Raw genomic sequence first — 19,209 nt, 5'->3', positions numbered from 1 at the left:
CTTTTAAAAATTGATATTAATAAAGGCTGAAGGAGTCTGATATTAATGCATTACTTAAAATTCAAAAGAGAAAAAATAGATAGATGTAATATATGTAGTCAGATAGCTCAACTAACATGGGATCACGTTCCACCACAAGGAGGATATAAAGTTACAGAAGTAGAGCAAGAATCTATTATTCAATATTTAACTGGCGGAGCAAAAAAGAGTTATACATTTTCACAAAACGGTGTAAAGTATAGGAGTATTTGTGGAAGCTGTAATAACGGACTACTTGGTTCAAGGTTTGATACTGTTTTGAATGAATTTACGACTGACATTATGTTAATGGTAAAAACATCCATTCAATTACCTAAAGGTATTATAAGAGTTAAAACCAGGCCCGGGCTCTTAGCAAAGGCTGTTATTGGCCATATGCTTTCAGCATCTGGAGAGTACGGAGAAAGTAAATTTGATGACCGATTTAGAAAATATGTGTTAGATGATTCGCTAATATCTCCTGAAGGGCTAAGAATTTTTTATTGGATTTACCCCTATTCAAGTATAAAAATAATAAGAGATGTGGGGATGCCAAAATACAGGGGATCTTGGGAGGATTTCAAAAGAGGCATTGGAATTTTTAGTATAATGAAGTATTTCCCAATTGGTTTTATTGTTTCTGATGTGGAAAAATATGAGGGACTTGAAGAGTTAACTCAATACTGTGGAAGTAACTTGAGCGATGAAGCATTTATACGGATTAATTTGCATGATGTTAGAGAGGAATATTGGCCTGAGGTTGGGGATGATAATATTTTGTTGGGTGGTAACGGATTAGGGAACGGAGTTTCCGCACTTCCGAGAAGACGAAAGAAAAATTGAAATAGGAAAAAGAAGTGAGTAGTACTAGAAAGACCTATATAGAAGAAGTCTAGGTCAACTAAATAAATTCGTAAATATTAATAAGCAAAACAGGAGATTGTTATAAGAATGGTAGAAGAACTCATTAAATATTATAAAGATAATGTATCAGCTTATGCATTGGTCTTTAGACATTTTAAAATAACATATACATTTAGTGCCATTATGCTGATTTTACTAATATTAACAGGGTATTTAGCAATAATAACAGTTCCACTTGTTTTTATCAGTATCTGGATTTTTTCTTCTATAGTTGTACTATTCTTGGCTACATTAGCCGTTACTATAATAACTGTAAGCATACTCGATTTAAAGGCAAAAGATGTGGTGCGGAGAAGATATTCAATTAGGCCAAAGAAAGGTATGTGGAGAACGGAAGAGTTTAACAGGATACAAGATCAAATCTTCGTCGATTATCTAAAGGAAAAGGGTCTATATACTAGTGATAAACTCGAACTACTAATAAAGTATATTGATAAAGATATTGAACGAAGCAAGTTACCTCCATTAGTAGCTCCAGGTATATTTATTGCACTTTTTGTGCCAATTTGGTCTCAGTATGTAATTTTATTGTTTAAAAAGATAGCAAGCAATAATGCTGAAGAAACCTTACTCCTTATTGTTTTTTTGGCTCTAGGGATATTATTCATAGCAATATGTGTAGGTTTTTTTAAGCGGATTTCCAATTTTATTTTGGACAATTTAATAGTTAATGTAAATATAAAAAAGAGACTACTGGAGAAACTTGAAGATAGTTTGATTAAATTTAGAGATGAATCCGATAAAGTATGAAAATAAGTAACTCATTAATGCTCATAGATCGTGGTTTCGTGGCGTCTTGGGTAGTAGTGAGACTGCCTATTTCGGGAGAGCGCTACACTGGCAGTGTAGAGGTCAGCGGTTAAATCCCGCTATGCTCCACCATATGAAAGACATTAAAACCCTTGATAAATCAGGGGTTTTCGTCATTCTTGGGGAAGGTAGCCAATACAGAGGATTGGGGACGGATTTTTTCACCTTTCTTCAACCCGCTGAACACGACTGTAGCTCTTTTGTTCATTTTCTGGCAAGGAAGTGAGTATACAGTTCCCCTGTGATCCGGATATTGGAGTGACCAAGTAGCTCCTGGATCTCTGTTAGCTAGTAAACTTTGAAAAGTAGATATGTTGCATAACTGTGACGCAATCCGTGAAGAGATCACGTTTTTGTGATTGAGTCCATGCCGCTTGAGAAATATACTAAACCAGTTAAGTGGAGAGTCAGGGTAAGTGGGTAGGCAGTTGTCTTGTCCAAAGAGCAGCATTTTGTCGTTTTCCTGCAAACCGGTACCGAGTATAACTTATTTTTCTTTACCGCATTAGTCAGCTTCTGGATCAGTGGAACAACCTCGGAAGGAACAGCGATGGAGCGTCGGGATTTTTTTTTCTTATCGTCCTTGACGATATAACCTGACGTGCAGCTTTTGCTACTGATTCACGAACCTCAATGAAAAGTGTTTCCTCTTCATCAACCATCTCTCAACGTATCCCCATAGTTACTGCAGGCTCCAATGTAAGTTCTCCATTTTAATGGCTCGTCCAACAGCTCTCTCAAAAATATACGAAGTATTCGGTGTACATAGCGTCGCGTGATGCTGACATTTTTGAATATCACTAAAAAATTTTAAAAAAAGAGAAACAAAATACAATTCTTAAACGTCTAAGATAAGGATTTTCAAAAATACCACATTATGGCATAGTGATTTTCAAAATAAATAAAATGAAATTATCTAAAGAGGATATTATGAGAAAAAAGCCACTAATAATTGGTACTGCGTTTGTTCTTTTTATCTGTATATTACTACTCTACAAGAACAACGAAAGTACGGAAAAACCAATATTGCAGTCAAATGAATCCACGTTTGAATTTGGAACAGTTGTGGAGCAGAAATATCAATTCAGGAATAATGACTTGTATTGGATAAAAAGAATCGAAGCACACAAGGATTCTTCCCCATATGTTTTCCATTTAAGAGTTCCTGGTAATAATGCGGTGTTTAGGTATAACGAATATCAAGATAATAAATTTGAGAAAAGTGTCTGGAAGATAATAAAACTAAATGACGTTCAATTTTTGCCATTATCAACAGGTTTCATTGAAACCGAAAATAGAAACATTTGGATCAGCATGCCAAATGTGTATGCAAATTTGGGAAAAGGCACGATTGAAGAAAAATTTGATCTACAAGAACAGATACAAGTAATAAAAGATGAAGAAGGATACTTATTAGAGATTACCTTACCAGTTTATCAAGGGTTAATTAGTGAAATTTGGGCACTCGAATCTAATGAAAAACTTGTTCGTTGGGATTATGGACGGATGTCAGACATCTGGCTGACTTTAGATCTAAATAGAAAAGGGAAATGGTCCTATGATGGTTATTATGTCAAATCTCCTTCGACATATTTGCCATATAATGCGAATTCATTTTGGAGGATTCCTGAGAACTACATCTTAAAATCATTCATATACACCGGAGAAAGTAGAATTGCCGAAGATATGGGATATGTAATGTTGGAAACAGCATTGAAGAATCAGGAAGCGGAAGGGTATTGGAAATCATTGCCGGCCTCTACTTGGCTCCAAAACGATTATGGGATCCAAGATGGTTTTTTCGATACCAGGTTTAATATAGGGCAAGCTGATCTCTTATTAGAAGGATGTAAAAAATATCAAGAAGAGCAATTTTGTAAAGCAACACAAAGATTCGCCGATTATTTCAGTAATCACGCAGAAAAAAATCATTTTAATGTATTAGGTGGTAAAGTTGGTTGGCTTGTAGAAGACTATGCCCACCCAAACGGAAATTGGCCAACTCATGTTTCTCTAAATCACCAATTAGCAGAGATTAATTACTTGTATAAAATGTACAACCATTTTCATAATGAAAATTATAAAATCCTTGCCGAAAAATTATTGTACGGTATAGAAAATATAGGAGGGAAATGGATTACAGAAAGCAGTGATTTACATTATGCGTATTTTCCAAATGGTACGCTAGGAAGGCCAGATTATCCATATCTGACTTTTAATGATTTGCAAGAAACCCAAAAGTGGCAGCGTGAAATTTATGGTACAGAAAATGATAAGCTCAATCAGCTTATTCAAAGCAAGAAAAAATGGATGCAAAGTAACAATATAAAAAATCCATTTGGTAGACTTTGAAAAAATACCTAGGCTGCAAGCTGAACTGCACCCCAAGTGTTAGACACATCTAACAGTTGGAGGTGCAGTTTTTTGTCTAAGTTTACTGTAAAAGATCATTATCAGCAGTTCTTCTCCATACAAAAGTATGGAGTTGAGGTATGCAATGCGAGAAACACGGTCCCCCAAACTCACAAATTCATCAAACCCCGAAACGCTTTCATCTTCCCCCTGCTAACAGGAATATCCGTCTGGCTGTCATCATTCATCTTAATCAAATACGTATTATTAAACCACGGAATAATTTCTTTAATATGCTTCACATTCAAAATATAATTCCGATGACTTCGAAAGAAAGAACGGGACCGGTTCAAAATCTCCTCCAGCTCATTTAAAGACAAATCACACTTGTCGATACTCTCTTTTGTCGCAATATATAAATCTCTCTCCCGCACAAACGCAAAGTAAATCTGACCTACAGGGATCGGGATGATCTTGTTGGTCTTGCGGATGCAGACATGCTCTTCCAGCGGGAGAACTGTCGGGGTGCGGTCTTTCATGGCCGATCGGTTCCTCAGTGTCCTCACTTTTTGGATCACGTCGTCCAATTTCGATTCCATGATCGGTTTGGTCAAATAGCCCACTGCCAGCGTGGAAAAGGCCTCCAGAGCGTGTTCATGATAGGCAGTCGAAAAAACGATCAAGGGGGGATTGGACATCTGATTCAATGTTTTGGCAAATTCAAGACCATTCATTCCGGGCATCTGAATATCAAGCATAAGCAAATCAGGCTCGGAATTGATGATATGAGGCAATGCTTCCAAGGGATTGGTATAGATTGCGTCCACCTGGATATCGATATATTTTTTCAGCAAATATTCCAATTCGGAACAAATAGCTGGCTCGTCATCAATGATGATCGTTTTCAGGAGCATCTGGATGCACTTCCTTTTCAAATGCAGATAACGGAGCGACAAAGGATACGACTGTTCCCAAACCGGGCTTGCTTTGAATCGTGAGGCCATATTTTTTGCCATAAATAGATTGCAGTCGTGAATGGACATTGACAAGGCCGATGCCTTTCGTTTGGCTGTTCCAGATTTCGGCCAAGCGTTCTTCACTGATTCCGACTCCATTGTCTTCAATGCTGATTTTCACTTCATGGTCGTACGGTTCCACTCGAATCGTGAGCAGACAGTCGCTAACTTTTGGAGAAAGTCCATGGTGAATGGCATTTTCCACGATCGGCTGCAAAGTCAGGACAGGCAATTTGCACTCCAGCAGCGATTCGTCGACCTCCATGTTCACCTTTAATCGGTTGCTAAATCTGACCTTCTCAATTTCCAAATACGATTTGATTCCGTCCAGTTCTTCCCGCAGGCTGTGATGATTTCCCTTGCTTTTCAAATTGCGCCGGAAGATGTCACTTAAATGACCGATCAAGTATCAGGGTCTGTACGACAATAAGACATAATCGTCCCCAAGGTGTTGAACAAAAAATGCGGGTTGATTTGTGCTTGCAGGGCGCTCACTTCAGCCTGCTTCCGCATTTTCGCTTGATGCTCGATCTCCGCCAGTTCAATCTGGACAGACAGCAGCTTGGCCAGGCCGTCCACTAGCTTCTCGTTGATCTGGGAAGTCTTGGAGGAAGAGGTTTTATAGTAGAACTGCAGCGTCCCGATTTTCTGGTTTTGATGGTATAACGATGCGGCGCTGATCGATTTTAGGCGAGGCGGACGCGGAAGAGCAAAATCTTTGTCGCACCATACCCCAGTAGGGTGGGTCAAAACAGCCTCCGCTACTTGTGCGCACAGCGTCTCTTTCTGCACATGATTCTCCAGTTCGTGTCCTTTTGCGCTGAGCAGCTTTTCGCGGTCGGTAATCGCGACTGCATCCACCCTGGCCATTTCACGGATCAGTTCTGCGGTTTTTTTCGCAGAATATTCATTTAGCCCCGTCCGCAGATGAGGCAACGTCTGGCTTGCAATCGACAAGGCCAGGTTTGCCCCCAATGCGCCGGACTGGTCTTGCATCATTTTGAGATTTTGGAAAACGCGCGTGAAAAGCAGCAGTCCTGCAATGGTCATAATCGTGGTCGGGATCGCGATTTTTACTTCCAGTTCGAGTGCCGCTGAAAAAGGCTTGGCCATGAGTAGCACCAACACTTTTTGAATGAGCTCGGCTGTAACGCCAATCAGTACGATATGCTGCCATTTCAGACGCAGCATATTCATTTTCGTACTTACGATTCCGGCCAAGTAGCCGTTCATTACGGTTGAGATGGCACAGGCGAATGCGGTAAATCCACCTAGCGAATAGCGATGAATACCTCCGATAAGGCCGGCAATAAATCCAACGACTGGCCCTCCGATCAACCCGCCCGCGACGGCACCGACAATGCGCGTATTGGCGAGTGCGTCATTGACCCGTAGCCCATTCTCCGTTCCGATTACCGACAGGAACCCAAACAGCGTAGAGAGGATTACGATCCGCATCCAGTTGTTTTTCCCGTACACAATGTTCCGAAAGTAATCCAGTTGGCCGATGATAAGGGCGATGACTGCAATTACAGAGATGTTTTCAAGCAGTCCCAGTAGCATAGTGATTGTCATAACAGCCGCCTCCCTATGGAAAAGGGTAGCCCGATCCGAGCGAAAAATCAATGTAACTCAACTGGGTTTTTCGGCAGCTCAGATGCTGTTTTTGCACATCTGGAAGTATTCAATAGATTCTAGCAAAACAAACAACTTAGAATGAAAACAGTTCTTCGAGAATCCATCCGGGTAAATATGTAACCCCTTTCAAAAGCTTGTTTCTTTTGTAAGCGGTTAAACGATCCCAATTGCGAATGGATTCGGGTCAAACATAAGGAGGGGGCAACAATGAAGCCAACGAGTGATCGTGAAAATACGCGGCGCATCACAAGCAACATCTTTAAAGGTTCACTGGGGAACCTGATTGAATGGTATGACTGGTATGTCTATGCAGCATTTGCGGTGTATTTCTCGTCTCAGTTTTTTCCAAAAGGAGACCCTACCAGCCAGTTGCTGAATACTGCCGCTGTTTTTGCTATCGGATTTTTAATGAGACCGATCGGGAGCTTGCTCCTGGGTCGATACGCTGACCGTCATGGGCGCCGTGCCGCGCTGACGCTGTCTGTTACCATCATGGCAGGTGGTTCTCTGGTGATTGCCGTAACACCAAGCTATGAAACGATCGGCGTGTTTGCACCTATTATTCTCGTTCTTGCCCGCCTGCTCCAAGGTCTTTCGCTTGGCGGGGAATACGGAACATCTGCCACGTACCTGTCTGAGATGGCTTCGAGTGGTCGCCGAGGGTTCTATTCTAGCTTTCAGTACGTCACGCTAATCAGTGGACAATTGCTGGCACTGGGTGTGCAAATTATCCTGCAGCAAATGCTTTCGGAAGAAGCGATGATGGCATGGGGCTGGAGAATTCCTTTCATCATCGGAGCATTTGGTGCAGTAGCCGTGTTGTGGCTTCGCCGCAGTATGGACGAATCGGAGCAGTATACCAAAATGGAGTCGAAAAACAAGGAGAAGGCGGGGACGCTTCGAGAGCTGATGAAGCATCCAAAGGCGGTGCTGGCAGTCGTCGGCCTTACACTCGGGGGAACCATTGCCTTTAACACCTACACGACCTATTTGCAAAAATTCATGGTGATTACGGTAGGGATGCCGAAAGATGTAGTCAGCTGGATTAACTTTACCGCTTTGCTCGTATTCGTCGTCTTGCAGCCGCTTGCGGGTATGCTGTCCGACCGAATTGGACGTCGTCCGCTGTTGATTGGCTTCGGTATTCTTGGAACATTGTGGACCGTACCGATGTTTATGCTCCTGGAACAAACGACTAGCCCTTATGCCGCTTTCTTGTTAATGCTGTCTGGACTTATCATTGTTACTGGCTATACGTCCATCAACGCGATCGTGAAAGCCGAGATGTTTCCTACCGCGATTCGCGCTCTGGGCGTAGGCTTTCCATACGGGGTGACCGTCGCGATTTTTGGAGGTACAGCGGAGTTCATCGCGCTCTGGTTCAAAAGCATCGGGAACGAGTCTCTGTTCTATTACTATGTAGCAGCTTGTATTGCCATAAGCCTCATTGTCTACTGGCGCATGGGTGAGTCGTCGAAAAACTCTCAGATCGAAGCTGAGTTGAATGTTGCAAAGGACAAGCATGCTTCTAATCAATAGGTAGCGAACTGACATTTTCAAACTTCCCTACAAAAGTAGATGTGCCGGGATCATCGGTGAAGGATGCATCTCTTCACAAAAAAAATCGCCCAAGAGAACTCATGTCTCTTGGGCGATTTTTCAATTTTACCCTTGCCCTACAATCTTCTTCAAGCGTCCCACCAGCGGGATCACAATAACCGCTGCTACAACCACCTGCAAAACGTTCCCCGGAATGGAGCCAAACGGCTGAATCCAGTTCCCGTAAAGAATAACCTCAACAAAGTAGTAGCCCACGATCTTAATCACCAATGCAGCGACAACTGCCAGTGCGTACACAAATACCCGATTGCCAGGCACCTTCTCGGCGATGAGGCCAGCTACATAGCCCATTGCACCAACGATTACGAAGGTAAACGGCGCCCATGCTGTCCAACCGGAGATAAGGTCAAAGAGGCCCATCCCAAAAGCTCCAGCAATAGCTCCTGTTTTTCTGCCATACACAAAGGCTGCGATTAAAAGAGGCACGTTACCGAGATGAATGAGGCCACCGTTCCCCATGATCGGGAGTCGTAAATTGATAAACATGGTGGCTGCGAGAGTAAAAGCGATAAAGAGTGCGTTAATAACTAAGATTTTCGTCTTTGATGCTTTTCTTGCTGAAAAAGTAGAATCCATACGATAGCCTCTTTCTTATTATTTTTACTATTATCATACTCACAATCAGCTACATAATAAATACACTTTGTACGATTTATTTGCCTAGGTAAATCATTCCAACGGAAGAGGTACACTCGAGATAGGCTAGGAAGCAGGTGCAGGACAGTAGCAGATTTGGATAAACTAGCTTATCCGCTGCTGAAAGATGGCCCCGTATTTAGCCGCATGAAGTTTTAAGAATGTGTGCAAAAACACCTCGATAAGTAAAACAACAGGAAAAACTCAAGCTGAAATAGCCTTGAGTTTTTGTTTTGTCGCTCTGTCCCTGCTTTTTCATCGTACGCTTAGGCAAGCCTCTCCCCAAGCTGTTTCACTTTCTCCAACCACTTCTTGCGCTTTTCCTCCGCAGCGGCATTCACCCCACTGATCTCCGTAACCTTCACAGGCTTAATCCCGCAAAACTTCAAAATGTTGCGTTTCATCACGAGATGTCCGGCCTGCCAGTAGATCAAGCGGTTGTACCAAGACGGAGTATCCATGGTCACAATCAGATGCGCGGTTTTGCCCGTTAACAGCTTATCCCATAGAGGAGAGCCTTCCCGATATTTATAGGCGAATCCGGGTAGTAAGACACGATCGAAAAATCCCTTCAAGATAGCGGGCATCGTGCCCCACCAGGTCGGATAGACAATAACCAGATGATCCGCCCAACGGATGAGATCCTGCGCCTCTTTTAAGTCATCCTCCAGCTCCGTTCTTTTCCGATATCCGTGCTTCAAATTTGGGTCGAAAGCGATTTGGCTCAAATCAATGGTGCGAATTTGCGCGTCTTTGCCTTCGGCTCCTTTCATATAGGCATGCGCCAACGCAGAGCAATAGCTCTCGGGATCTGGATGTCCGATGATTACGAGAATGTTCATTTTCATATCCCCCTGTAGAGTTGATTCTATAACCGACAGATCGTGGTAAACTGAACTGTATTCAGCATATCGTGTGGAAGGAAACAGATGAATGATCGATAGCGCATAAATGTTGTGGATTCACGCAAAGGAGGTTCCATACTTGGAAAAAGCGCATGGGTTTGCGATTTCGATGGTGTATCCAATTATGAAGACAATTACTCACAAGAAGCTTGATTTTGAGCGTTTTTGTGAGCATATTTCTTTCGACAGCAGCTTGCTAAAAGATGTAGAGGCGCGCATTGATGAAGCGGAGCTCGAGCGTTTGATGAAGGAAGCGGCCAGTTATACGCAGGATGATCATTTCGGGCTGCATCAAGGACAGTTAACCGATATTGCCGATCTGGGCATTCTTGGGTATGTCATGATGCATTCGGAAAAAATCGTCGATGCATGGAAGGCTTATCAGCGGTATCACGTCATCCTTTGCAGCGGGTACGAGCTGGATTGGGAAGAGCGAGGGAACGATGTTTTCCTGGGGTTTCATAGACAAAGCACTGGGAGCGTTTCTCGACATTGCATGGAGGACATGGTCAGCTCCTTGTACCACTTGATCGTTCGTATGAGTCATCGGTCTATTCCGTTACAGGCGATACATTTCACACACGACGCTACGGATGATATCGCTCCTTATTTGAATTTGTTCGGAATGGAGCCTCACTTTGGTGAAGAAAAAAATGGGCTCTTGGTAGGCAAAGAAGTTTTGCAATACCCGATTCTGTATTCGGATGTCCGGCTGCGTAAAGCTTTTGAACCAATCGCGGAAGAAATTAGGGAGAAGCTCATCAGGGGGCGGGAATTTTCGGACCGTGTGTTTCAGTGGATGATGGGATGTATGCCTGCTGCTTTTCCGACCTTACAGCAGACTGCTGCTGCTTTTCATATGAGTACGAGATCCCTGCAAGCGAAGCTAAAGGCTGAGGACACTTCCTATCATGAATTGTCCACAAATGTACGCAAAGAAATGGCGATGAGGTATTTACAGCAAGCGGAGCATTCCATTGGAGAGATTGCGTATTTGCTGCATTTTTCAGATCCGAGCTCCTTTCAAAATGCTTTCAAGAAATGGACGGGATTGACACCGGGGCAATATCGGATCAGTCGCCAAGCACTTGCCATGTAACGTCAGGACGGAACACGCTGTGTAAGCGTGTTTTTTGTGTTGTGGAGCTTCTTTATTTGACAGACTGGAAAATCATGGTGTACACTTTTTTTATTCCGACCGTACAGTATAAATAAATCGAGGTAAAATCATGCCCAAATTAGGAATGGAACCAAAGCGCCGAGCAGATGTCATCAATGCGACCCTCACTTGTATTAGCAAACACGGGATTGATGGCATGACGCTGGATAAGGTGGCGGAGTATGCGGACTGCTCAAAAGGTGTCGTTACGTATTATTTTAAGAATAAGGATAATTTGACGAGTGAAGCTTTTCAGGCATTCTTGGCCTACTATGGCTTGAAAATCGGGTCTGATATTGAGAACACCATGACCGCCAAGGAAATGATGGATGTAACGCTTACGCATATCTTGCCGCCATACGTGAACGACAAGGAAAAACGGATCAATGTTTCGCAGCTGGATGGCATCGCTGAGATGTACATCCCACATGAAGATCAAGCAAGGCTCTTTGTCCAATTCTTCTCCAAAGCCGCATTGGACCCCAAGCTGCAAGAAGTGGTTGCGAACAGTTATGTGAGAGATTTGCAGGGCATCACCAAGATTTTTGAATACGGCAAGCAAACCGGGCTGATGTCCGTAGAGGATTCGCAAAGCGCTGCCTACGGGCTCATGGCGATGGTTGTGGGCTTGAGCTTCTTTCGAGTGGCGGGCGTTTCGCCAGCGAAGGGGGAAGACAACCGATATATTTGTGAGGATTTTGTAAGGCAGATGACCAATAGAAGATGAGGAGGGTACACATGAATATTACAAAGGTAGAAGCTGGCGGGAAAAATATCGCCATTGTGAGTGGTAGCGAGGTAATTATTGAGGATGTGCAGTCTGCATTGGACCTGATTGCAACGGTACATTATCAAGCAGACAGTGAGCGTATTGTTCTCAACAAAGCATTGCTTAACGAAAGCTTTTTCGATTTGAAAACACGCTTTGCTGGTGAAATCCTTCAGAAGTTCATCAATTATCGGGTGAAAGTGGCAATTGTAGGAGATTTTTCGGTGTACACAAGTAAAAGTCTAAAAGACTTCATCTATGAATCGAACAACGGAAACGACATCTTTTTCTTGCCGACCGAAGAGCAGGCGATCGAGAAGTTAAGCCAGGTGAAATAGAGATGGAACGGGGGGTTGCAAAATCCAAAAGAATCCATTACATTTATTTTAGTTAGATAATCTAATTATATGCAAGGTGGATCATGAGCAGAAAAAACAAGTGTGAGCGTACATCCGATCAATTGCCGAAACTTGGTATTCAGCCGTATTTGAATCTGATGGAAAAAACAGCTCTGCAAAATACGGATCGCAAATTGGCTCATTTGGGGTTATTGATGCTATGGCTGGGGGATAACGCTATAGACGTCATTGATTTGAATTTGGAGAAATTCGGCATAACGGAGTGTAAATGGGACGTATTGCTGTTGCTTACGTTACATGAAGACAGAGAACTTATCACTCCCTCTTCGCTTGCAGACAGGCTGGGCATTCGGCGTGCTTCTGTTACAGCTTTGCTTGACTGGCTGGAAAAAAGGCATTGGATCATCAGGGAGCAAAGCACGCTGGATGGTCGCAAGATTCATGTCAAAATAACTCAAGAAGGCAGAGAATTAGTAGCTAAAGCACTGCCAGTTTTTTGGTCTGCCTGCTCCTCCATTATGAGTGAATTAGAAGAGGAGGAACGGATGCTGTTGGAAAAAATCTTGATGAAGTTGAATAGCAGCATGGAAAAGAAACTGGGGGTGGGAAGATAAGATCATATTTTTTTGTGCATATAATTAGACAATCTAACTAAATTGCGTGTACATATTTGAAAAAGAGGTGTGCGATGTCACAGAGAAACTACTCACTCATGACGGCAATCTTATGCTGGTCTGGAATCGTCGTTATGTCGAGCTTATATGTTACGATTCCCCTTATGACCATATTTGCCGATCTTTTTAGCATTACGATGACACAGGCTGCAGCAGTAGGCAGCGCATTTTCGGTTGGGTTTGCCATTGGGTGCCTGATTTATGGACCGTTGTCCGAAAAGTATGGCCGCAAGAACGTTATTGTGATCGGGATGATTGCCCTGGCTCTCTTTTCTTTGTTGCTTGGTAGTGCAAATGATTTCGCATGGATCATTATCCTGAGGGGCTTGCAAGGTGCTGCCGCTGCTACGTTCTCGCCTGTTGCGCTCGCCTATGCTGTGGAAATGTTCCCTGCGGCAAAACGGGTAACGGCAATCGGATTTATCAGCACAGGATTTTTGGCGGCAGGAATCATTGGTCAAGTGATCAGTACCGTAATGAGTCAGCAATACAGTTGGCACGCCGTATTCTATATGCTTGCTGCTATCTATTTCGTGACGCTGCTCGTGGTGATGAGGTGGCTGCCAAAAGAAGAGAGTCCCCTTGCTACCGTTCATATTTGGGAGCCGATTAAGCAAATTCCCTCCCTATTCAAACAAAAAAATATCGTCTATGGCTACATAATCGCCCTTGTTTTGCTTATGTCATTCGTTAATATGTATACGGTCTTGGGCAGTTATTTAGCGGGATCTGATTTTGGGCTTAGCAACAAGGAGATTCTGCTTGTTCGAACGATTGGTATAGTGGGTATGCTTATTTCTCCCCTGGCGGGCGGGCTGGCAAAACGGTTTGGCTTTCGTACCGTGCTACGCTGCGGATTAGGTCTGGCAGTGGTCAGTATGGCTTCCCTCGGTCTAATATCTAACTTGTCTCTTTTGATCGGTACGAGTGTGCTTTTCGTTGCTGGAATTGCGTTATCCGTTCCTTCCGTGATCACCCTTATTGGACAGCTAGGGGGCAAATCGCGGGGAATTGCGGTTTCGGTTTATACGTTTATCCTGTTTTCGGGAACAAGTCTTGGGCCGATATTGTCCATCCGTTTTATGAATGTTGGCAGCTTTGAACTTACTTTTTTGCTGCTTGCAATCGTACTAGGGATTGGTCTGTTGGCTGCATGCCTGATTAGCAGTGATTCTGCGGTTGAAAGCAGTAGTACAAAACCTCCTTCGCCACTAGCTTAGTGGTTGAGGAGGTTTTGCTGTTACAAATGAAGGCTGCTATTGATTATTTTATTGATTCAACAGTCGTTCTCGCTGCTTATGCATGGCAATGAAAGCGGCAAACACGAGCAGCAAGCTTCCTGTGAACAGAAATCCTTCCTCGATGGAGAACGGCAGCCAACCTAAAAGGCCTGAGCCTACGACCACACCGAGAGAGAAAAAGGCGTATAAGTAACCGTGTGCTTTCCCCCGCAATTCTTGCGGTGTCGATTGAATGAGCATCGTATTGACAGAGGGAAACAAGAGAGCAAAGCCTATCCCATATAGTCCTAACATGCAGTACAGTGCCCATGTCGTGTTGGATTGACCAATAAGCAGCTGACTCACGCCCATGAAGCCAATTCCGATGGCCATCGTTTTGGAAGGGGCCACTATATCAAAAATCCGGTTGGTCGGAAGCACGAAAAGCAGGACGGCAATCATCCCAAACGTGCTCATTAATGTACCGCTTAATTTCGAATCGTATCCAAGCGATTGGACATGCAAGGGCAAAAGGTAGGCGATCACACCTTGTGAAAACATAAGCAAAAAGGCACCGCCGTAAGCCTTGATGATCCCAGCATTGAAGATCAAGGCTGAGGTTGGAATGTCCTTCTTAAGCTTCTCTTTCTTGCAGGCCTGAGTGGATCGCAGAAAAATAACGGACAGGATGGCTAGGAAAAAGCCCATAACAGCTACACATGTAAAGACAAAAGGCACGGAGGTTTTGCTTGCCATAATGCCGCTGAATGCAGGTCCGATAATTGCTGCGAGTCCCACGAAGGCACCAGTGAAAGCAACCTTTCGTCCTTGCTGCTCATGTGTAGTGTTATTCGCAGAGAAAGTAAAAGCAGCAGGAACGATCAAACCGGCGACAAATCCGTGAATGATTCGTACGATAATCAACAGAAACGGCTGATCGACGATGTGATACAGCAGCAAGGCACAGCTTGATAGCACTAATCCGATCAACAGTGGTTTGGATGGACCAACCTTATCTGTCAGCATACCTGAGATAATATTGCCAAAGGTATTGGCTAGCGAATACAGACCGATGACAAAGCCTATAACAAATGAGCTGGCACCTACAGAAGCAGCAAATGTACTCATGACCGGCAGTTGCGAGAACAAATCAAAGAACGAGAAAAAAACGATGCCGTATACGAGCAGCACATTATTAAATGGCTTCAGAGGATACACATCCTGTGCTGTTTTCAGTCTGCGATCCAGAAAGAAGTTCCCAAACGGTACAAAAGCGGCGAGTAACGCAGCAAGAGACCAGAGCAGGCTCCATCTCACGCGAATGGCCGCATAGAGTATCGCCAGGGCATACAAGCAAAATATACCGCCGTGAATACTTCCTATGATGGTTACGGCTTTGTCTAAGCCCCAAACGTATTTCAAGGGCATCGCGATGCCCATCAATACTAATAAGGAAAGACCATCGAGTAGGCCTGTAAGACGTAAAAAGTAAATTGGATGTACCCGCACTTGTGACTCTCCTCATTTTTTATGAAGTGATGCCTCTATCCTAACATTTTTTTTGATGAAGAAAGTGAACAATTTCGGGTCATTCCTGTGTCGATATCATGAGGGCGGTTTACAATCAACGACTTGGTCTTCTGGTTATGAGTGACATTTTATTGGCGATTGTTTACAATTTGCATAAGTTTTTGAAGGGATTTCAAGTCATATATTTTCTTTTGTTACGCGATTTTGGTATTCGTGAAAGTTCATGCTAACAAACTTGATTGGCGAGGTGTCCCGATGAAGAATCAAAATACCGCATCACCCAAAATAGTTGGACAAACGGCAGCGACTGGCTTCCAGGTAGGTGTACGCAGGACGATGCCGATTACCTCAGAACAGGCATGGGCGTTTTTAACCTCGTCTGAAGGGGTGAAGTTATGGCTTGGACATGTATCGAATCTTACCTTTAACGAGGGGGAGACCTTTACTTCCAGCGATGGAATATCGGGTCAATTTCGTGTTGTAAAGCCGTACCGGCAGTTGCGTTTGAAGTGGTCGATGAAAGAATGGGAAAAGCCATCCACATTGCAAATCCGGCTGATATCCGACAAGCCTGACCGAACGACAATTAGTTTTCATCAAGAGAATTTGGATCACAAGAACACAAGGGAGCAAATGAAGCTTCATTGGGAAGAAGTTCTGAATGAAATTAGGCAAAATGTCTCCACGATGTTGAGGGAATAAGCTTTTAAACTGCACCTCCTGTTGATGTGTTTCACAATGGGGTGCAGTTTTTTTGCGTGATAAAGCAATTTCGTTCAGAATGTGACTGTTAAAAAGCATGGAGTTATCCCTTTTGCGACAGGCGTATTCCTTTCATTAAAGCTGGAAAGCTTCCTCTGTTCATAATTGGCAAGAGAATGCAAATAGCTTATTAGTAACGGCGCATTAGTCCTTGCAGGTAAATGAGGTGGGGGGAGACAAATGAGCAATGAAATGATAAGCAGCTACATGCTTTATTTTCCCAATAGGGAGGTACATCTGATCGGGAGCTTCAATCAGACTACGTATCAAGCAAAAGGGATGAACTATCTCTTTTTTCATGTGCTGCGCAAATTAGCGAAGGCAAAACCCCGTGAAGTTTCCAATATTGACAAGTAGAAGAGAAATGACTATAGTAGGTGAGTAATTGCGATTGATAATCACTATCATAAATAGGATCAGGAGTTAAGGAGAAGCTTACCATGAAAAAAGCAATCATCCCTGTCATTCTCATGTTCATGCTCTTGCTTAGCGCTTGTGGGTCTCAACAAGCTCAACCAGCACAGCCAGAGACACCGGCGGCAGGCAACGAAACGAAAGAGGGAACGGTGATTTACCAATCGGAAAAAGGACCTGTTGAGGTTCCGGCACAACCGAAACGAATCGTCGGACTTACCAATGCCCCGAATCTTGTATCGATGGAAGGCACACTTGTCGGAGTAGATCAATACACGAAGCAAAATCCGCTTTTTACAGAAAAATTAAAAGATGTGGAAGTCGTATCGGATGCAGATTTGGAGAAAATCCTTGCCCTGAAACCCGATCTGATTGTGGCGGGTTCAGAAATGAAAAATCTTGATCAGATCAGCAAAATTGCGCCGACTGTCGTGTTTACGTGGGGTAAACTGGATTACTTGTCTCAGCAGTTGGAGATCGGCAAGCTGTTGAATAAGGAAAAGGAAGCCCAAACGTGGATTGATGATTTCAAGAGCCGTGCAAAAGCAGCCGGTGAACAAATTAAAGCGAAAATCGGTGAAAATGCAACGGTATCTGTCATCGAGTATGACACGAAAGATTTTTATGTTTTCGGAAATAACTGGGCGCGTGGTACGGAAATCCTCTATCAAGCGATGGGCTTAAACATGCCGGACAAAGTAAAAAAGGACGTTCTCGGTCCTGGTTACTATAAGCTATCGCTGGAAGCGATTCCTGATTATTCTGGTGATTATCTCGTCCTTAGCAGAAGAAACGGTAGTACCAATGATTTCTTGGAATCTGCGACATGGAAAAACGTTCCGGCTGTCAAACAAAATCGCATCATTGAGGTTGACACAGAAGCTTCCACTTATAGTGATCCGATCACACTCGAATATTTGCTGAAAATCTTTATGGAACAGTTTCTTGCCAAATCATAAATGCTTGGGAATCCAAGCATTTTTCTTTTGTTTTTTGTTCATTTCCACTGTATATGGAAATTGAAGTAAAATAGATGAGTAATCCTATGATTTGCACAAACCAACAGAAAAAGAGGTGTGACGATGGTAGAAGAGTTGTCGAATTACCTAAAAGAATGTGACATAGAAGTGGTTGCTGCGGAGGATTTCACGGTACCTGCTACAAAGGAAGATAAGCACAGTATTTTGGTCCTGCCTAGCTATAATATACTAGAGATGATAGAAGAAGCAGTGGACGAGGAGGGGTCACTCTCTGATTATGTACATAACCAGCTAGAGGAAGTTCACCGTTTATCCGTTGAGGATGTCTTTCGGCGAATTGTGGAATCTCGCCTGTTGTATACAGACATTGCATCTGAGTTGAAAAGCTTGGAAGGAAAGAACTTTGAAAGCATCTATAAGGCATATTCCCTTATATGGGAAGGGGATGAACTGCTCAATGAACAACTCAGTGAAACAGAGACGGAGTCTTTTCTCATAAGTGAAAAATGGGTGCAGGATCGGTTAGAAGATGATGCCCTGATTGTCATGGAATTGCCGATAGCATCTGGTTATGAAGCGCCGTTGTGGGTCCCAATGGGCGGCTATAATGAATGCCCACTGCCCCTTTACCAGTCCGTTATCGTAAAGCACTGGCAGGAGGCGTATGGGATCAAGATTCTCGCTGTGACAGAGGATACCTGGATTTTTCAAGCGGGTTCAAGACCGCAGACCTACCAGGAGGCCCTTAAGCTGGCGCAAGAGCATTTTATCTTTTGTCAGTACGTCTTGGATGAGTTGCCTTCATTAGGGCATTACGCTGATTATCTAATGAAACAGGATGTTTGGTATTTTTGGTGGGATTAACCTGCCATATTCCTGAAATATCTCCCGTGTTCCGACAATAAACATAACAAGATACCAAAGAACGCTGGGGGAAGGAATGAGCAAATCATGCCTCAAGGAATACATGATGTGGAGCTGAACCAGCCTATCGGGGCGGTATGGCAGTTTGTGAGTATAGTGGAGAATTGGGTTCCACTGGTACCTGGCTACATCAGCCACGAGGTAAACAACGAACGTCGTGTCGCTTGGACGTTTACAGGCGATATCGGCATCATGAAAAAGACGATCAGCCTGCAAGTGGATATCACCGAATGGACGCCTCCGACCGAGGTGAAGTTTACCTTGACGGGGATCAGCGGGAATTTTACTGGACATGGCTACTTCAAAGCAAAAGCATTGGGGGAGGCACGTACAAAAATGACGGGGTGTCTCGACATCACTGCCCATGGTGTGAAGGGCCCCATGATTAACTCCATTCTGAAATCCAATCTTCCCAAGACAACGAGAGAGCTCGTGGAGGCTATTGGAAAACGTATAACGAAATAGCATCCTTGCCACCAAAACGAAACACGCCAGCGCG

At 43.6% G+C, this 19,209-nt stretch carries 21 protein-coding genes; 15 read left to right on the top strand and 6 right to left on the bottom strand.

The features are described from left to right. Nucleotides 1-45: 45 nt before the first annotated feature. From C7R94_RS22390 to C7R94_RS22375, 4 genes are all read left to right on the top strand, one after another. Nucleotides 46-861, top strand: coding sequence for a hypothetical protein (locus C7R94_RS22390; protein ID WP_106784860.1), 816 nt, complete (start codon nucleotides 46-48; stop codon nucleotides 859-861). A gap of 108 nt (nucleotides 862-969) precedes the next feature. After that, the gene (locus tag C7R94_RS22385; protein ID WP_047070647.1) at nucleotides 970-1,692 is read left to right on the top strand and encodes a hypothetical protein; all 723 of its coding nucleotides are present in this window, start codon (nucleotides 970-972) and stop codon (nucleotides 1,690-1,692) included. A 493-nt stretch (nucleotides 1,693-2,185) separates the two neighbouring features. Beyond that, the gene (locus C7R94_RS30085; protein ID WP_158264701.1) at nucleotides 2,186-2,347 is read left to right on the top strand and encodes a hypothetical protein; all 162 of its coding nucleotides are present in this window, start codon (nucleotides 2,186-2,188) and stop codon (nucleotides 2,345-2,347) included. A gap of 335 nt (nucleotides 2,348-2,682) precedes the next feature. Then, nucleotides 2,683-4,104 carry a hypothetical protein gene (locus C7R94_RS22375; protein WP_233220634.1) on the top strand — a complete coding sequence of 474 codons (1,422 nt, stop codon included), beginning with the start codon at nucleotides 2,683-2,685 and terminating at the stop codon, nucleotides 4,102-4,104. Between the two features lie 170 nt (nucleotides 4,105-4,274). Here the strand turns inward: C7R94_RS22375 and C7R94_RS22370 are convergent, their stop codons facing one another. The 3 genes from C7R94_RS22370 to C7R94_RS22365 are packed head-to-tail and all read right to left on the bottom strand — an operon-like array spanning nucleotide 4,275 to nucleotide 6,695. Further along, nucleotides 4,275-5,018, bottom strand: coding sequence for a LytR/AlgR family response regulator transcription factor (locus C7R94_RS22370; RefSeq protein ID WP_106784858.1), 744 nt, complete (start codon nucleotides 5,016-5,018; stop codon nucleotides 4,275-4,277). Next, nucleotides 4,993-5,526 carry a sensor histidine kinase gene (locus tag C7R94_RS30735; protein ID WP_255577163.1) on the bottom strand — a complete coding sequence of 178 codons (534 nt, stop codon included), beginning with the start codon at nucleotides 5,524-5,526 and terminating at the stop codon, nucleotides 4,993-4,995. Before C7R94_RS30735 ends, C7R94_RS22370 begins: the two co-directional genes overlap by 26 nt. Beyond that, nucleotides 5,523-6,695, bottom strand: coding sequence for a LytS/YhcK type 5TM receptor domain-containing protein (locus tag C7R94_RS22365; protein WP_255577162.1), 1,173 nt, complete (start codon nucleotides 6,693-6,695; stop codon nucleotides 5,523-5,525). Before C7R94_RS22365 ends, C7R94_RS30735 begins: the two co-directional genes overlap by 4 nt. 270 nt (nucleotides 6,696-6,965) lie before the next feature. Here C7R94_RS22365 and C7R94_RS22360 point away from each other — a divergent pair, with 270 nt between their 5' ends. Further along, complete coding sequence (locus tag C7R94_RS22360) at nucleotides 6,966-8,297, top strand: MFS transporter (protein ID WP_106784856.1); 1,332 nt, start codon at nucleotides 6,966-6,968, stop codon at nucleotides 8,295-8,297. A 126-nt stretch (nucleotides 8,298-8,423) separates the two neighbouring features. On the opposite strand, the gene C7R94_RS22355 is transcribed toward C7R94_RS22360, so the two are convergent. After that, nucleotides 8,424-8,954: an ECF transporter S component gene (locus tag C7R94_RS22355; protein ID WP_106784853.1), complete on the bottom strand. Its 531-nt coding sequence runs from the start codon at nucleotides 8,952-8,954 to the stop codon at nucleotides 8,424-8,426. Between the two features lie 326 nt (nucleotides 8,955-9,280). After that, entirely contained in the window at nucleotides 9,281-9,856 is a 576-nt protein-coding gene (locus tag C7R94_RS22350) for an NAD(P)H-dependent oxidoreductase (RefSeq protein ID WP_106784851.1), read from the bottom strand. A gap of 142 nt (nucleotides 9,857-9,998) precedes the next feature. Here C7R94_RS22350 and C7R94_RS22345 point away from each other — a divergent pair, with 142 nt between their 5' ends. From C7R94_RS22345 to C7R94_RS22325, 5 genes are all read left to right on the top strand, one after another. Next, a complete protein-coding gene (locus C7R94_RS22345; RefSeq protein ID WP_106784849.1) occupies nucleotides 9,999-11,018 on the top strand; it encodes an AraC family transcriptional regulator in 1,020 nt (339 codons plus the stop codon). A 130-nt stretch (nucleotides 11,019-11,148) separates the two neighbouring features. Beyond that, complete coding sequence (locus tag C7R94_RS22340) at nucleotides 11,149-11,805, top strand: TetR/AcrR family transcriptional regulator (protein ID WP_106784847.1); 657 nt, start codon at nucleotides 11,149-11,151, stop codon at nucleotides 11,803-11,805. Between the two features lie 11 nt (nucleotides 11,806-11,816). After that, nucleotides 11,817-12,185: a DUF4180 domain-containing protein gene (locus C7R94_RS22335; RefSeq protein WP_106784844.1), complete on the top strand. Its 369-nt coding sequence runs from the start codon at nucleotides 11,817-11,819 to the stop codon at nucleotides 12,183-12,185. A gap of 83 nt (nucleotides 12,186-12,268) precedes the next feature. Then, nucleotides 12,269-12,820 (top strand): MarR family winged helix-turn-helix transcriptional regulator, encoded by a 552-nt coding sequence (locus tag C7R94_RS22330; RefSeq protein ID WP_106784842.1) that lies wholly within the window; start codon nucleotides 12,269-12,271, stop codon nucleotides 12,818-12,820. 74 nt (nucleotides 12,821-12,894) lie between these two features. Next, nucleotides 12,895-14,100, top strand: coding sequence for an MFS transporter (locus C7R94_RS22325; RefSeq protein ID WP_106784840.1), 1,206 nt, complete (start codon nucleotides 12,895-12,897; stop codon nucleotides 14,098-14,100). A 48-nt stretch (nucleotides 14,101-14,148) separates the two neighbouring features. Here C7R94_RS22325 and C7R94_RS22320 read toward each other — a convergent pair whose 3' ends face one another. Continuing rightward, nucleotides 14,149-15,609, bottom strand: a complete 1,461-nt coding sequence (locus C7R94_RS22320) for an MFS transporter (protein WP_106784837.1) — start codon at nucleotides 15,607-15,609, stop codon at nucleotides 14,149-14,151. Nucleotides 15,610-15,885: 276 nt separating this feature from the next. On the opposite strand from C7R94_RS22320, the gene C7R94_RS22315 reads away from it, so the two are divergent. The 5 genes from C7R94_RS22315 to C7R94_RS22295 all read left to right on the top strand — a co-directional run bounded on the left by C7R94_RS22315 (nucleotide 15,886) and on the right by C7R94_RS22295 (nucleotide 19,175). Beyond that, entirely contained in the window at nucleotides 15,886-16,332 is a 447-nt protein-coding gene (locus tag C7R94_RS22315; RefSeq protein ID WP_106784835.1) for an SRPBCC family protein, read from the top strand. Between the two features lie 240 nt (nucleotides 16,333-16,572). Beyond that, on the top strand, nucleotides 16,573-16,749 hold the full coding sequence (locus C7R94_RS22310; protein ID WP_233220633.1) for a hypothetical protein: 177 nt from the start codon (nucleotides 16,573-16,575) through the stop codon (nucleotides 16,747-16,749). A gap of 83 nt (nucleotides 16,750-16,832) precedes the next feature. Next, nucleotides 16,833-17,765, top strand: coding sequence for an iron-hydroxamate ABC transporter substrate-binding protein (locus tag C7R94_RS22305; RefSeq protein ID WP_106784832.1), 933 nt, complete (start codon nucleotides 16,833-16,835; stop codon nucleotides 17,763-17,765). 123 nt (nucleotides 17,766-17,888) lie between these two features. Continuing rightward, the gene (locus tag C7R94_RS22300; RefSeq protein WP_106784830.1) at nucleotides 17,889-18,650 is read left to right on the top strand and encodes a DUF4253 domain-containing protein; all 762 of its coding nucleotides are present in this window, start codon (nucleotides 17,889-17,891) and stop codon (nucleotides 18,648-18,650) included. 87 nt (nucleotides 18,651-18,737) lie between these two features. Then, on the top strand, nucleotides 18,738-19,175 hold the full coding sequence (locus C7R94_RS22295) for an SRPBCC family protein (protein ID WP_106784828.1): 438 nt from the start codon (nucleotides 18,738-18,740) through the stop codon (nucleotides 19,173-19,175). Nucleotides 19,176-19,209 lie beyond the last annotated feature (34 nt).

Source organism: Brevibacillus sp. NRRL NRS-603 (assembly GCF_003013445.1).
Lineage (GTDB): Bacteria > Bacillota > Bacilli > Brevibacillales > Brevibacillaceae > Brevibacillus > Brevibacillus formosus.
The sequence above is the reverse complement of the archived record's forward strand: the minus strand, read 5'-3'. Positions and strand labels throughout refer to the sequence as shown.